This is a genomic window from Mycobacterium sp. E1214, assembly GCF_001666755.1.
In the GTDB taxonomy this organism is placed as follows: domain Bacteria; phylum Actinomycetota; class Actinomycetes; order Mycobacteriales; family Mycobacteriaceae; genus Mycobacterium.
Window position 1 is genome coordinate 1 of record NZ_LZJC01000030.1, and the last position, 14,196, is coordinate 14,196.

The window sequence follows — 14,196 nt, forward strand, 5'->3', positions numbered from 1 at the left end:
GGCGCCTTGTGCTCATCGCCGCGAGCGGGACGATCCTGGCCGTGCGCGCCGGGGACATGCCGTTGCTGCTGGCGGCGGGCGGGGCGACGAGATAGTGGCTCGGCGGCACCAGCTCGGGTCCGAGGTTCTGCGGTGCCGGCGCCGGCACGGCGGGGGCGGGTGCCGGCGCGGGTGGCAGCGGGTCCGCCGAGGCGGCGCCGCCCGTGGCAATCGCACAGCCGATCAGGCCGGCGATCAGGCCCCCCAGGACGACCCGGGGCGCGGGCACGATCTCTTTCATCTGCGTCGGTCCTTTCACAGGCTCGATACCAGAAGCCGTCGATAGAGGCCGACTGTAACTACAGGTCAAAGGCGGTGAACAGGCTCGACACACAGCTGGGATGAACCTCTGATCGGTGCGCAACGGAACCGAGACCAAGCTGTGGCCGGCGTTCTCGACGTGGCGGCCCTTATACCCTGTTCAGGTGACCGAAACCCCGACCAGCGCGCCAGCAAGCAACGCCGGCGCCGTTCAGACGGACTCCGACGCGCCGCCACACCGCTACACCGCGGCGCTGGCGGGCCGCATCGAGAGCACGTGGCAGGACAACTGGGCCAAGCTTGGAACGTTCAACGTGCCCAACCCGGTCGGCTCCCTGGCTCCGAAGGACGGCACCCCCATTCCCGCCGACAAGTTGTTCGTGCAGGACATGTTCCCGTACCCCTCGGGCGAAGGCTTGCACGTCGGTCACCCGCTGGGCTACATCGCCACCGACGTCTACGCCCGCTACTTCCGCATGACCGGCCGTAATGTGTTGCACGCGTTAGGTTTCGATGCGTTCGGTTTGCCGGCCGAGCAGTACGCGGTGCAGACCGGTACCCATCCGCGCTCCAGGACCGAAGCCAACGTGGTCAACTTCCGCAGGCAGCTGGGCCGCTTGGGTCTGGGTCACGACACCCGGCGCAGCTTCTCCACCACCGACGTGGAGTTCTACAAGTGGACGCAGTGGATCTTCCTGCAGATTTACAACGCGTGGTTCGACCCTGCGGCAAACAAGGCACGACCGATCGCCGAGCTGATCGCCGAATTCGACTCGGGCGCACGCACCCTCGACGACGGGCGGGACTGGGCCGCGCTGTCGGCGGGGGAGCGGTCCGACGTGATCGACGGGCACCGCCTGGTTTACCGCGCCGACTCGATGGTGAACTGGTGCCCCGGTCTGGGCACAGTGCTGGCCAACGAGGAGGTCACGTCCGACGGTCGCAGCGACCGGGGAAACTTCCCGGTGTTCCGGAAAAGGCTGCGGCAGTGGATGATGCGGATCACCGCCTACTCGGACCGGCTGCTCGACGACCTGGAGTTGCTCGACTGGCCCGAGCCGGTGAAAACCATGCAGCGCAACTGGATCGGCCGGTCCACCGGCGCGAAGGCGTTGTTCTCGGCCGCGACGGCCGGCGGCCGCGCGGTCGACATCGAGGTCTTCACCACCCGCCCCGACACGCTGTTCGGCGCGACCTATCTGGTCCTGGCGCCCGAACACGACCTGGTCGACGAATTGGTCGCGCCGGCGTGGCCGGACGCAACCGACCCGCGGTGGACCTACGGTGCGGCCACCCCCGGTGAAGCCGTCGCCGCCTACCGGCGCGCGATCGGGTCGAAGTCGGATTTGGAGCGTCAGGAGAGCAAGGAGAAGACCGGCGTCTTCCTGGGCAGCTACGCCACCAACCCCACCAACGGTAAGCCGGTGCCGATTTTCATCGCCGACTACGTGTTGGCGGGATATGGCACCGGCGCCATCATGGCCGTTCCCGGCCACGACCAGCGCGACTGGGATTTCGCGCGCGAGTTCGGGCTTCCCATCGTGGAAGTTATTGCCGGGGGCGATGTTTCGCAGTCCGCCTATGCGGGTGACGGGGTGCTGGTCAACTCCGGCTTCCTGAACGGGATGGACGTCGCCGCCGCCAAGCAGGCCATCACCGACCGCTTGGCGGCCGAGGGGCGCGGCCAGGCCCGCGTCGAATTCAAGCTGCGGGACTGGCTTTTCGCCCGGCAGCGGTACTGGGGTGAGCCGTTCCCGATCGTCTACGACAGTGACGAACGCCCGCACGCCCTCGACGAGGCGGCGCTGCCGGTCGAATTGCCCGACGTCCCCGACTATTCGCCGGTGCTGTTCGACCCCGACGACGCCGACAGCGAGCCCTCGCCGCCGCTGGCCAAGGCGACCGACTGGGTGCACGTGGAGTTGGATTTGGGCGACGGCCTGAAGCCCTACACCCGCGACACCAACGTCATGCCGCAATGGGCCGGCAGCTCCTGGTACGAGCTGCGCTACACCGACCCGCACAATTCCGAGCGGTTCTGCGCTAAGGAGAACGAGGCGTACTGGATGGGCCCGCGGCCCGCCGAGCACGGCGACCGCGACCCCGGCGGGGTGGACCTTTACGTCGGTGGCGCCGAGCACGCGGTGCTGCACCTGCTTTACGCGCGGTTCTGGCACAAGGTCCTCTACGACTTGGGGCACGTCAGCTCCCGTGAACCGTACCGGCGGCTGGTCAACCAGGGTTACATCCAGGCCTTCGCCTACACCGACGCGCGGGGTTCCTACGTTCCCGCGGAGCGCGTCGTCGAACGCGACGGCACCTTCTTCTACCCGGGTCCCGACGGCGAGATCGAGGTTTTCCAGGAATTCGGCAAAATCGGTAAAAGCCTGAAGAATTCGATTTCACCGGACGAGATCTGCGACGACTACGGCGCCGACACCTTGCGGGTCTACGAGATGTCGATGGGACCGCTGGAGTACTCGCGCCCGTGGGCCACCAAGGACGTCGTGGGCGCGCACCGGTTCCTGCAGCGGGTGTGGCGGCTGGTGATCGACGAACAGACCGGTGTCACGCGGGTCGTCGACGGGCGGGAGCTCGACGCCGGCACGCTGCGGGTGCTGCACCGCACCATCGCCGGTGTCACCGAAGACTATGCGGCGCTGCGCAACAACACCGCCGGGGCGAAGCTGATCGAGTACACCAACCACCTGACCAAGGAGCACCGGGACGCCGTGCCCCGCGCGGCGGCCGAGCCGTTGGTGCTGATGCTGGCGCCGCTGGCGCCGCACCTGGCCGAGGAGTTGTGGCAGCGGCTCGGGCATAGCAGCTCGCTGGCCCACGGGCCGTTCCCCAAGGCCGACCCCGCCCACTTGGTGGACGACACCGTCGAATATCCCGTGCAGGTCAACGGGAAGGTGCGGGGCCGGGTGGTGGTGGCCGCCGACGCGGACCAGGACACGCTCAAGGCGGCGGCGCTGGCCGACGAGAAGGTGCAGGCTTTCCTGGCGGGCGCGGATCCGCGCAAGGTGATCGTGGTCCCGGGCCGGCTGGTGAACCTGGTGGTCTAGCGCCCCGCGGGCCGCAGCACCACCTCGTGGACGTGGCCGTCGCGGGGAGTCGCCACCACGTTGGCGACGGCGGCCGCGACCGTCTCGGGCTTCAGGAACTTGGCGGGATCGTAGTGGCCGCCCTCGAACTCGACCAGCTCGCGTTGCATGTCGCTGTCGGTCCTGCCGGGATATACCGTGCTGACCCGCAGGTCGGGCTCGTCGCCGCGCAACGAATCGGCGAAGGCCCGGAGCGCGAACTTGCTGGCGGAGTAGGACGCCATCCCCGGCGAAACATTGCGTCCCGCACCGGAATTGATGAAGATCACCTGCCCGCGGGCGCTGCGCAGCGCGGGCAGCAGCGCCAGCGTCAGGTGCACCGGTCCGAAGACGTTGACCGCGAACGTGGCGCGCCATTCGTCGACGTGCGAGTCGGCGACGTGGCCGGGGATGGACAGGCCCGCGTTGTGCACCAGGACGTCGAGTTCGTCGACCACTTCGCAAGCGGCCTCAATCTCGTCGGTGTCGGTCAGGTCCAACGGAAACGTGGTGGCGCCGAGTCGCTCGGCCACCGCGTCGAGCCGGTCGGAGGGCCGACCGGCCAGCAGCAGGGTGTGCGTGGGCGCCAGCGCCGCGGCGATGGCGGAACCGATGCCGCCGCCGGCGCCGGTGATGAGTGCGGTTGGCATGCCGCACAGTCTACGAGACGCCGTGAAACCGCTTGCTCAGCAGGTGTTTTCAAGCCTCTTTGCGGGCCGGTGACTCGCCTGCGGGACCCGATGTGGGCTCGCCCGAGGCCAGCCGCTCCAACGGCGCCAGCGCCTTCATCAGAATGTCGAGGTCGGCCAGGGGAAGTTGGCCCAGCATGGCAGCCAGGGCGGCGCGCCGGTTGGCCAGCGACTCGCCGTGAACGGCGCGACCCCGTGGCGTGATGTCGACGAGCACCGCCCGCAGATCGGAGGGATCGCGGGAGCGCTTGACCAGGCCCACCTTCTCGAGCCGGCGGATCGCCACGGTGGTGGTGGGGGTGCGCACCCGTTCATGGGCGGCCAGGTCGGTCATCCGGATGGGACCCTGGTCGAGCAAAGTCACCAGAATCGACAACTGCGCGAGGGTCAGTTCGCCCGCGGCTGCGGTCGCGCTCGGGTCTCCGCGGCGCAGAATCGAAAACAATTTGGACAGCGCGCGGTGCAGCCCTTCGGCGAGCTCGGCCACGTCGGCCGGGTTGGGTTCGCTGTCCACCATAAACGGGCAGTCTAACGCGATATCAGGACCGTTCAAGCGCACTAATGCCCACTAGTTAGCCCGTTTAAAGCACTTGGGACAGAAAACGCTGCAAGCGTTCGGTCTGCGCGGCTTCGAAAAGCTGCTCGGGCGGCCCCGATTCCACGACCTTGCCGTGGTCCATGAAAACCACGGTGTCGGATGCCGAGCGAGCAAAGCCCATTTCGTGGGTGACCACGAGCATTGTCATGCCGTCTGAGCCGAGGTCGGCGATCAGTTGCAGAATTCCCTTGACCATTTCCGGATCCAGCGCCGAGGTGGCCTCGTCGAAGAACATCACCTGCGGGGCCATGGCCAGCGCGCGGGCGATGGCGACCCGTTGTTGTTGGCCGCCGGAGAGCATGCCGGGGCGCGCATCCGCCTTGTGCTTCAAGCCAACTCGGTCGAGCTGGGCCAGCGCGAGGTCGCGCGCCTCGTCGGCGGGCATCCGGCGCAGCTTGCGGGGGGCCATGGCGACGTTCTTCAGCACGCTCAGGTGCGGGAACAAGTTGAACTGCTGGAACACCATGCCGATGCGCTGCCGGAGTTCGTCGGGATCGTCATCCAACACCGAGCGGCCGTCCAGTTGGATGTCGCCGCCGTCGGGTTCGTACAGCCGGTTGAGCACCCGCAGCAGCGTCGACTTGCCCGAGCCGGACGGGCCGATGACCGCCACCGTGCTCGCGGCGGGCACCTCGATGTCGACCCCGCGCAGCACGGCGGCACCTCCCAGGGTCTTGCGAATTTCGCTGGCGCGCAACGACACCGACGGCCAATGGGCGGTGGCGGTCACGTCATTTCCTGGCTCAACGCCGGGGTGAGCACCGCGGCCCCTTTGTCGGGTTCCGCCTTCGGCCGTCCGCGGCGCAATCTCGCGTCGATGTAGTTGACCAGGTGCGTCAGCGGAATGGTCAGGATCAGGTAGAAGGCGCCCGCGGCCACCAGCGGCGACAGGTTGCCCGTCTGCGCGTTGAGGTCCCGACCCACCTGGAACAGCTCCCGTTGGTCGGCGATCAGCCCGAGGAAATACACCAACGCCGACGCCTTCAGCAGCCCGATGGCTTGGTTCACCAGGGCGGGCAGCACCCGGCGGATCCCCTGCGGCACCACCACCAGCCGCATCGCGGTGGCATAGCTGAAGCCGAGCGCGCGGGAGGCCTCCAGTTGCCCGGGGTCGACGCTTTGAATTCCCGCGCGCAGGATCTCGCCGATGTAGGCGGCTGCCATCAGCCCGAGCGCCGCGATGCCCAGCGGATAAGGGTTCTTGTGGGTCAGGCCGCCCACCAGGGGGCCGACGCCCATCCCGATCAGCAGGATGATGACCACTTCGGGAAGGCCGCGAAAGATGTCGGTGTAGATCCGGGCGGGCCAGCGCAACCACCACGAGTGCGAGATCCCCGCCATGGCCAACACCATGCCGAGCGCCAGGCCGATGACGAGCGCGCTGTTGGTCAGGATCAGGGTGTTCGGAAGCCCCGTGGTGAGCAGTTGGGGGATGGCCTGCCGGTACATGTCCCAGTTGAAGAAGGAGTCGCGCAGCTGCGCCAGGGCCGACCTCGGTGCGGCCGGGCTCTGGGTTTGCCGGTGTTGGGCGGCGGCGATGGCGGCGAAGTCCGGCAGCTTGGGGACGGGAGCGGCCTTGGATCCGGGCTTCCAGCCGGGCGGCAGCGGCCGCGGCACCCACTGTGAATACAGGGTGGCCCAGGTGCCGTCGGCGATCACCGCATCCAGGCCGGAGTTGAGCGCGTCGACGAGCGGCTTGTTCTCGCGCCCGACCGCGTAGGCGACGAAGTTGCCGGGGCTGAACGTGTTGGCGGCGATCACCGCCGGGTCACCCGGGTGGATCACGGTGGCAGCAAGCGTCCCGGGCGCCACCCACGCGTCGATCTGGCGCATCTTGAGGCTCGCGTACAAGGTCGCGAAGCCGGGGTACTTGACCGGCTGGAGGTGCAGGGTGTCGACGACGTAGGACTCCTCGACCGTGCCCTGGACCACCCCGATCCGTTGGCCACCCGCCAGATCGTTGAACGAGTGGATCGCCGAGCCGGGCGGCACCACCAGCGAGTAAAAGCCGAAGTCGTAGCCGTTGGTGAAGGCGACGGTGCGGCGGCGCGGCTGCGTGGCTTTGATGGCGGCCGAGCCGACGTCGAACTGCCGGGACGCGACCTGCGCGAGCAGCGCGGCGAAGTCCGTACTGACGAAGCGGATCTGCAGGCCGAGCTTGCCGGCGATGGCGCGCAACACGAGGTTGTCGAAGCCGCTGAACTCTCCGGTGGGGCTGATGCAGACGTTGGGTGGCGCGTCCGAGAGCGTCCCGACCGTCAAGACGCCCGGGGTGCTCAGGCCCAGGGCGTCGGCGCTCACGGCATCGAGCGGTTCGACGGTGGGCGTCGTGTCCCGGTCGACCGGATCGGTTTTCGGCGCGGTCGTCAGGTCCTGCGGGAGGGCGCGCGCGCTGTCCATCCCGGAGGGGGAGCACTGGTTCCAGTCGGCCGCCGCGGGTGCCGCGGAACCGACCAGGGCCACGGCGCAGACCAGCAGGATGGTCGCCGCCAACCCGCACAGTTTTGCGCCGCGCCCGGCGCACCGATCCACGCGCACACTCATTGCTGCCACCGTATCGAGCGCGCGGCGGCTTGGCCCGTCAAAGGCGGATCAGAGCAACAGCGACGCCTCGCCGCAGACCGCCTCGGTGACCTCCGGCACCGCGACGGGCGCGGCCACCACGGGAGCGAGGTCGTCGGGGGCGGTGAACACCCGGCGGCGGCACAGCTCAGCCAGCATGGTCTGGGCCATCAGATAGGACCGCCCCACGCACGCCGTTCGGGCCGCTTCGGGATCACGCCGCTGAATGGCGGCCGTCTCGTCCTCGTAGAACGGCAGCATCTCTTCGCGGCTGCTGTGGTAGGTCATCCAGAACACGCGGGGGATCAAGTTCTGCGACGCGCGGATCGTGGCGAGCAGCCGCGGCCCGGCGTACTCCTCGTTGAGGGTGCGCCGGTATTCGGCGGCGATGTCGGTGAACCCGCGGGAGTCTTTGGCGGCGCGCATGGAGCGCATCAGCGCGTCGAGTTGGCCCAGGATCCCGGGGGTCGGGTTGCTGGCGGCCCGGGCGGACGCGATCCCGTTGAGGAGGCCGTCGAGTTCGTGGTGTTCGAGAACGGTTGCCTCGTCGAAGCGTTCGACGAATGCCCCGCGGTGGTAGCGGGTGGACACGATGCCGTCGTGTTCGAGTTGGACCAGTGCCTCTTGAATGGGAACGCGGCTGACCCCCAAACCGAGCGCGATTTCATTGCGGTCGACCCGGTCCCCGGTGCGCAACTTACCCGTCAGCAAAAGGTGCAGGATATGGGCGACAACCAAATCCTTTTCCTTGACCCCGTATTTCTTCGGCATCTGTTTTAGGCGTCTCTTTCAAACCGATCCAGCGATCCAGCGCCAGAAGTTTCTCACGACTTGGCGCGCGGTTTGAGGTGTTTCGCCGAGGAAGGTGGGCGCGGACCGCGCGGCGTTACGCCTGGCGGGAATCGCGCCACTTACAGAGCGCCTCCGCGGAGCTCAAATCGTAGTTGGGGCCGTCGCAGCCCACGGTGAGCAGCGTGACGCCCAGGCCGACGAGCGCTTCGGCGTTGTCGATCAGCCCACCGTCGTTCTTCACCGCCGCCGAATGCTCGATGGCGGCGGGATCGCGGCCGACGTCGGCGCAGTGCCGGCCCAGCACGTCCGACTTGGCCGGGTATTCGTCGGCGGAGCTGAAGCTGTGCCAAATGTCGGCGTATTCGGCCACCAATCGCAGGGTCTTGCGCTCACCGCCGCCGCCGATCAGCACCGGGATGTCGCGGGTGGGGGCCGGGTTGAGCTTGCCCAGCCGCGCCTTGATCCTCGGGAGTGCCTCGGCCAAATCGTCCAGGCGACCGCCGGCCGTGCCGAATTCGTAGCCGTATTCGTCGTAATCGCGCTGCTTCCAACCCGAACCGATTCCCAAAATGAGGCGGCCGTCCGAGATGTGGTCGACGGTCCGGGCCATGTCGGCCAGCAACTCGGGGTTCCGGTAGGAATTGCACGTCACCAAGGCGCCGATCTGGATGCGCGACGTTTGCTCCGCCCAAGCGGCCAGCATCGTCCAGCACTCGAAATGCGCGCCGTCGGGGTCGCCGTAGAGCGGGAAGAAATGGTCCCAGTTGAACGCGATGTCGACGCCGAGGTCTTCGCAGCGTCGCACCGCGTCGCGGACCTGCGCGTAATGAGGGGCGTGCTGCGGCTGAAGTTGGACACCGATGCGGATGGGCTGGTGGGAAGTCATACCGTCCACCGTAGGCTCATCGCGCGTCGAGCACCCCGCGCAGGATGTCGATCAGCGCGGCGGGCTGGTCGCTTTGTACGGAATGCCCGGAGTTGGCAACGACGTGGGCGACGCGGAAATACCTTGCGCGCCGGGCGAGTTCGGCCGCGTCCTCATCGGTGACGAAACCCGACGAGCCGCCGCGTACGAGGGTGACCGGCGCGGCCAGCCGGTCCACGTCGTCCCACAGGCCGGCAAAGTCGGGGAAGGCGCGGATGGCGTCGTAACGCCATGTCCAATTGCCGTTGTCCAGCCGGCGCGAATTGTGGAACACGCCGCGGCGCAAGGCCTTGACCTCCCGGTGCGGCGCGGCGGCGACGGTCAGGTCGACCATCGCCTGAAAACTGGGAAATTCCCGCTCCCCCTGCATCAGCGCCACGGTCCCCTGCTGTTCCTTGGTCAGCTCGGAATGCCGTTGCAGCGCCGAGGGGGTGACGTCGATCAGCAGCAGCTCGTTGACCAGATCGGGCGCCAGGGCGGCCAGCCGGATCGCCGTCAACCCGCCCAACGACATCCCGACCAGCAGCTCGGCCCGCGGCGCGTGCTCCCGCAGCACGGGCAGCACCGCGTCGGCGTTGAGCTGGGGCGAGTAGTCGCCATCCGCGCGCCAGGCGGAGTGGCCGTGGCCGGGCAGGTCGACTGCCAGCGCGGGTTCGCCCACGCCGACGATGACGGTGTCCCAGGTGTGCGCGTTCTGGCCCCCGCCGTGCAGGAAGACGATCCGTGGGCTCTGCTGTGCGGCCTGGCCGCTCCAGCGCAGAGCGCTGATCCGGCTCTCACCCGCGCCGGACTCGATCCGCTCGACCGCAGGCAGCGGCCCGGCCACGCCCGCCTGCTCGGCGTTCTCGGTCAGCAACGAGAATTCGGTGAGGCCGGCCAGGTCGTCGTCGGAGATCTCGGTCATGACCTAAAGACACTAGTGCGGACGCATCACAGAACGTATCGGCGGCGAATGGCACAGAAGCGCTCGCGCAGGGCCGCCGCGCGTTCGGCCTCGTTGACCATCGCGGTGTCCGCGGGCAAGGCGTCGAGCAACGCGTCGTAGCCGACGACACGGGTGTCGAGCGCGACCGGTGCTCCGTCGAGCATGTGCCGGTAGGTGAGGTTGCCGCACTCGAAGCCCTGCGTGTCCACCCAGTTGTGCACGCCGGGGTCGCGGTGGGCCATGACCAGCCGGATGCGACCGTCACGGTCGACGGCTGTGCGGCTCGGGGTGTAGCTCACCGGCCGGTACAGGTAGTCCATGCTGTTGAAGAAGACGCCCATGTTGGTGAACATCCACAGCCCGTCGTGGGCGTCGAACTCGACGATCAGCGCCTCGTCGGGGCGCAGCCGCCAGTACATGTTGGTTGCCGCCCGGCCCCGCTTGGCGTCGGCGTCGGTGTCGCCGACGCGCCCGAAGGTGTTGGGGCGTTCGGCGTCCACGCCGCCGTAGCTGAACGGGAATTCGGGCCAGTCGCCCATCAGGCCGGTCACGAAGTCGCCGGCCCAGGTCATGGCCTGCAGCATGTCGGCGGTGGTGGGCAGCGGCTTGGGCGAGTTGACGTCGACGCGCTCGATCAGCAGCTGGGCGGGCAGCTCATCCCAGCGGTCAAACCCCTGGCGAATGAACAACTTTCGCGAGCCCGCGGTGGTCGGCAGCCAATTGGGCCCGCGCTCGGGGCCGCCGATGTAGACCGCGAAGCGCCCGTCGTTGTCGACCTGGAGTTGGTGGCCCAACAGATTGGCCTCCGGGGTGTCACCGAAGGGCTCGTGCAGCACGCCCGGTCCCGGGCTGCGCGGGCCCTGAACGGTGACGTTGAAGAACCTCGCGGTCCCGCGGGTGCCGGAGAGCCGATAGGTCGACTCGCCGTCGATCCACGCCTGCTGGTAGGTGAAATCGGCACAGTCGCCGCCCAGCTTGCGGGTGGGGCCGCAGAAGGTGTGCAGCGCCGGGAAGCGGGTGTCGCGGGTCTCCAGCGCCAAATCGAAGGCCTGACCCAGGTTTTGGGTCAGGAACCGGTAGGCGTCGACGCGGTGCGCCGCGGCGGCGGGGTTGGCCTCCTTGAAGACCCGTTCGCCGGCCTGCTGTAGCCGGTCGCAAAATCCGGCCCACGCTGCGCGCAGGGCCGCGTCATCGGAACCGTCGCCGAAAGCCATCGCTCAAGCCCCCAGCTCGTCGAGCATGGCGCCGACCACAGCGCAGGCGCGGCCGGCGGCGGCCAGGCGGCCTTCGCGGTCGATGCGGGGGCCGATGAGTTCGAGGTCGAAGCCGTGCGCATAACCGGCGTCGAGCGCCGAAGCGATGAGCGCCGGGAGCGGTATCGTGCCGTCGCCGGGCACCGCGCGGCCCGGCAGCGCCCGGTCACCCAGCACGTAGTCGCTCAGCTGGATGAGTGCGGTGCGGGGCAGCGCGCGTCGCAGTAATTCCTCGAAATCGCCTTCGGCCCAACAGTGGAACACGTCGATGCAGACGTCAAGGCCGGCGTGCTCGGCGAGGGTGACGGTATCGCGAAGCGTGTGGGCGATGTGTATGTCGGCGTACAGGCTGGACGCGTTTTCGACCGCCAACGTCACGCCCGCGGCCCGGGCGTGCGCCACGCACGGGGCGACCATGGCGCAGAACCGGTCCGCGGCTCGTGGCCAGCTGAGCTCGCCCCGGCCCCCGGTGAGCAGGTACACCATGCGGGCGCCCGCCGCGCGGGCCGCATCGATGACGGTGGTCAACGCCGCGCGGGCGGCGTCCTCGTCGCCCGCCAGGCTGCCGCCGGCGAAGAGGTGGTAGACCGCCTCCACCGCGTACTCGTTGTCGCGCAACGCCTTAGCGAATGCGGGGTCGCACAGCTGGCTGTCCAGGACGCTGAGCCGGGAGACGCCGAGCGCGCCCCAATACGAGCACAGGTCCGCCAGCGGCGCGCCCAGGAAAGTGACATTGTGGACCGACAGGCGCCGGTGGGCCGCCACGTCAGCGCCGGTTCTCGATCGCGACGCCGAAGCGTTCGCGAAACGGCCGGAACTCGTCGTGCAAATCATCGAGGTTCTCACCAATATCGATCAGCAGTTGGGTGGAGTAGGCGAACTTCCCGTAGCGATCGCCCTTGTTGTCGGCGAGGTAGCTCCGCATCGCCGCCTCGGCCGCCGGTGACAGCTCCCGGCCGCGGAATTCGTAGTAGCGCCGCACAGTGCCGACCTGGTCGGCAACGAAGTCGGTGTAGCGCACGTGCAGGATCCGCGGGTCGTCGACCATCGGGTTGCTCATCGTGTTGGCCACACCGGCGCGGGTCAACTCCAGGTGCATCTTCGCGGTGGCGTGCAGATCCACGGGACCCACCATGCCTTCGGCGATGTCGGCCATCATCATGGTCCGCGACGCGGCCACCTGCACCGGGTCGCGGTGCAGCCACACCAGCGTGGCGTCCGGATAGGCGTCGAACATCTCCTTGAGCCGGAACCCATGAAACCCCTTGAGCATCCACTGTTTTCGCGGCCGGCCGTACTGCAGTTGTTGAAGCATCGCTTTGTGCAGCCGATACTGTGCCGGGGCATCGGTGGCCAGTCCGCCGACCAGCGACTGCATCGGCACCCGCCACCACGCGGTGGGCGTCATCACCCGAAAGTCGAACGCCCACGTGCGTTCGTCCTCGGGCAGCCCGTCGCCCAGCATGTCGTTGTAGGGGTGGCTGCGCAGCCATTTGGGCATCTTGGCGTTGATTTCGCGCCAGTCGGCGTCGGCGCGGGCGCGGCGATCGTCGTCGGGGGCCGCCAGGCCGGGCGGCGGCGACGGGTACATGACCTCCCAGAAGCGCAGCGCCCGCGCGTTCGGATCGACCGACATCAGCGCGTGCATGAGCGTTGTGCCCGAACGGGGTTCACCGGTGACGAACATCGGAGCCTCGATCACCTCGGCGGCGATCGGGTATCGGTTGCGGTCCTCGATGAATTCCAACCGCGACGTCAGCAACCACCGGCACACCTGGGCGGCCGCGAGCAGGCCCTCGTCGTCCATGCCGAGGCCGTTGAGGTGGTCGACCGCGACCGCGAAGCGCTCCGGCAGGGTCGGATCGCCGTAGTCGCGCAGCCCCGTCTCGGCCTGCGCCGCCGCCAGCAATTGCGCGGCGTCCAGGGGCGCCGTCACGCCGGCCCTCCACACAACCGCACCAGCTCGTCCTCGGCGGCGCGGACATTGGCCGCCGACGTCTCGGAGTGGGCCAGCCCGGCCATGGCGCCGTAGTCGAGAATCTTCGGTACGCGCAGGCCCGCGTCCACGTAGGTCTTGACGATCTTGGCCACCTCTTGCGGTGTTCCATGGGGCACGACGGCCAACACCATCTCGGGGTCGACCTCCTCGAGGAAGCGCAGAATGCGTTCCCGGGTCAGCAGCGCGGGGTCGATGTCGTGGAAACCGCCCCAGTCCTCGCCCATGGGGTGGGTAAACCCAAAGTTGCGCAACGTCTTTGCCGACACCTGCAACAGGAATGCCTGCACCAGCGGGGCTCGCAGGATTTCGGCGAGGGCGCCGTCGTCCGCCCCGAGCAGGCAGACCTGAATGAAGCACGGCGTGATCGCCTGGGGGTCGCGGCCAGCCCGCTCAGCCGAGGCCCGCACCGCGCCGAGCATGTCGGCGTAGTGGTCGGGCGTCCACGCCCCGGCGGGCCACCACCCGTCGGCGTAGCGGCCGGCGATGTCGAGCATCCGGGGGCCGCTGGCGCCGATCCAGATCGGCGGTGGGCTGCCCGCGTACGGCTCGGTGTCCAGGCGGGCGTGCCGCAGCGTGTAGAACCGCCCGTCGAAGTCCACCGGCCCGGCGCTGTCCCACAGCAGCCGGATCACCGCCAGCGCCTCCTCGAAGCGGCTGACCGGCCGCGCGAAGTCGAAGCCGTAGGGCACGATGTTCTCGCTCTCGCCGCTACCCAGGCCGAGGATGAACCGCCCGTTCGCAAGGTGGTCGATGGTCAGCGCCGTCTGCGCCAACAGTGCGGGATGGCGGCGCACGGTGTCGACGACGGCACTGACGAGCGGAACCCGTTCGGTGAGCACGGCGGCCGCGGCCGCGACGGCCAACCCGTCGAGATGGCGGTGCGGCGACGGCGAGGCCGTAGCCAGATCGGTGAATTCCGGCGTCCACAGCGCGTCGGGCCAGAAGCTGACCATGTGGTCGGGCAGCCAGATCGAGTGGTAGCGCCCGCTGTCCAGCTCGGCCAGCCGGGACAGGTCGAGGGGCAGCGTGGTGCGCAGGAACGCGGCGGGTTGCACGGGCATCGAGAC

The 14,196-nt window shown here is 68.6% G+C and carries 12 protein-coding genes and 1 pseudogene; 1 reads left to right on the forward strand and 12 read right to left on the reverse strand.

All coding sequences use genetic code 11. The features are described from left to right. Nucleotides 1-280, reverse strand: a pseudogene (locus A5700_RS03715) (hypothetical protein); the annotation flags it as partial. Nucleotides 281-464: 184 nt separating this feature from the next. On the opposite strand from A5700_RS03715, the gene leuS reads away from it, so the two are divergent. Then, complete coding sequence (leuS, locus tag A5700_RS03720) at nucleotides 465-3,368, forward strand: leucine--tRNA ligase (protein WP_068070836.1); 2,904 nt, start codon at nucleotides 465-467, stop codon at nucleotides 3,366-3,368. On the opposite strand, the gene A5700_RS03725 is transcribed toward leuS, so the two are convergent. The 11 genes from A5700_RS03725 to A5700_RS03775 form a co-directional block, all read right to left on the reverse strand. Next, a complete protein-coding gene (locus tag A5700_RS03725) occupies nucleotides 3,365-4,036 on the reverse strand; it encodes an SDR family oxidoreductase (RefSeq protein ID WP_068070765.1) in 672 nt (223 codons plus the stop codon). The genes leuS and A5700_RS03725 overlap by 4 nt on opposite strands. Before the next feature lie 49 nt (nucleotides 4,037-4,085). Then, nucleotides 4,086-4,592: a MarR family winged helix-turn-helix transcriptional regulator gene (locus A5700_RS03730; protein WP_068070763.1), complete on the reverse strand. Its 507-nt coding sequence runs from the start codon at nucleotides 4,590-4,592 to the stop codon at nucleotides 4,086-4,088. A gap of 64 nt (nucleotides 4,593-4,656) precedes the next feature. Further along, nucleotides 4,657-5,403: an amino acid ABC transporter ATP-binding protein gene (locus A5700_RS03735; protein WP_068070761.1), complete on the reverse strand. Its 747-nt coding sequence runs from the start codon at nucleotides 5,401-5,403 to the stop codon at nucleotides 4,657-4,659. Continuing rightward, entirely contained in the window at nucleotides 5,400-7,217 is a 1,818-nt protein-coding gene (locus tag A5700_RS03740) for an ABC transporter substrate-binding protein/permease (RefSeq protein WP_068070759.1), read from the reverse strand. Before A5700_RS03740 ends, A5700_RS03735 begins: the two co-directional genes overlap by 4 nt. Before the next feature lie 48 nt (nucleotides 7,218-7,265). Beyond that, complete coding sequence (locus A5700_RS03745; protein ID WP_068070756.1) at nucleotides 7,266-8,006, reverse strand: GntR family transcriptional regulator; 741 nt, start codon at nucleotides 8,004-8,006, stop codon at nucleotides 7,266-7,268. Nucleotides 8,007-8,121: 115 nt separating this feature from the next. After that, on the reverse strand, nucleotides 8,122-8,913 hold the full coding sequence (locus A5700_RS03750) for an LLM class F420-dependent oxidoreductase (protein ID WP_068070754.1): 792 nt from the start codon (nucleotides 8,911-8,913) through the stop codon (nucleotides 8,122-8,124). Nucleotides 8,914-8,929: 16 nt separating this feature from the next. Then, on the reverse strand, nucleotides 8,930-9,856 hold the full coding sequence (locus A5700_RS03755) for an alpha/beta fold hydrolase (protein WP_068070752.1): 927 nt from the start codon (nucleotides 9,854-9,856) through the stop codon (nucleotides 8,930-8,932). Nucleotides 9,857-9,882: 26 nt separating this feature from the next. Beyond that, on the reverse strand, nucleotides 9,883-11,091 hold the full coding sequence (locus tag A5700_RS03760) for a DUF1214 domain-containing protein (RefSeq protein ID WP_068070750.1): 1,209 nt from the start codon (nucleotides 11,089-11,091) through the stop codon (nucleotides 9,883-9,885). 3 nt (nucleotides 11,092-11,094) lie between these two features. Then, on the reverse strand, nucleotides 11,095-11,895 hold the full coding sequence (locus A5700_RS03765) for a sugar phosphate isomerase/epimerase (protein ID WP_068070748.1): 801 nt from the start codon (nucleotides 11,893-11,895) through the stop codon (nucleotides 11,095-11,097). A 1-nt stretch (nucleotide 11,896) separates the two neighbouring features. Beyond that, entirely contained in the window at nucleotides 11,897-13,066 is a 1,170-nt protein-coding gene (locus A5700_RS03770; RefSeq protein WP_068070834.1) for a sulfotransferase, read from the reverse strand. Next, nucleotides 13,063-14,190 carry an LLM class flavin-dependent oxidoreductase gene (locus A5700_RS03775; protein WP_068070747.1) on the reverse strand — a complete coding sequence of 376 codons (1,128 nt, stop codon included), beginning with the start codon at nucleotides 14,188-14,190 and terminating at the stop codon, nucleotides 13,063-13,065. The genes A5700_RS03770 and A5700_RS03775 overlap by 4 nt, the downstream gene beginning before the upstream one ends. Nucleotides 14,191-14,196 lie beyond the last annotated feature (6 nt).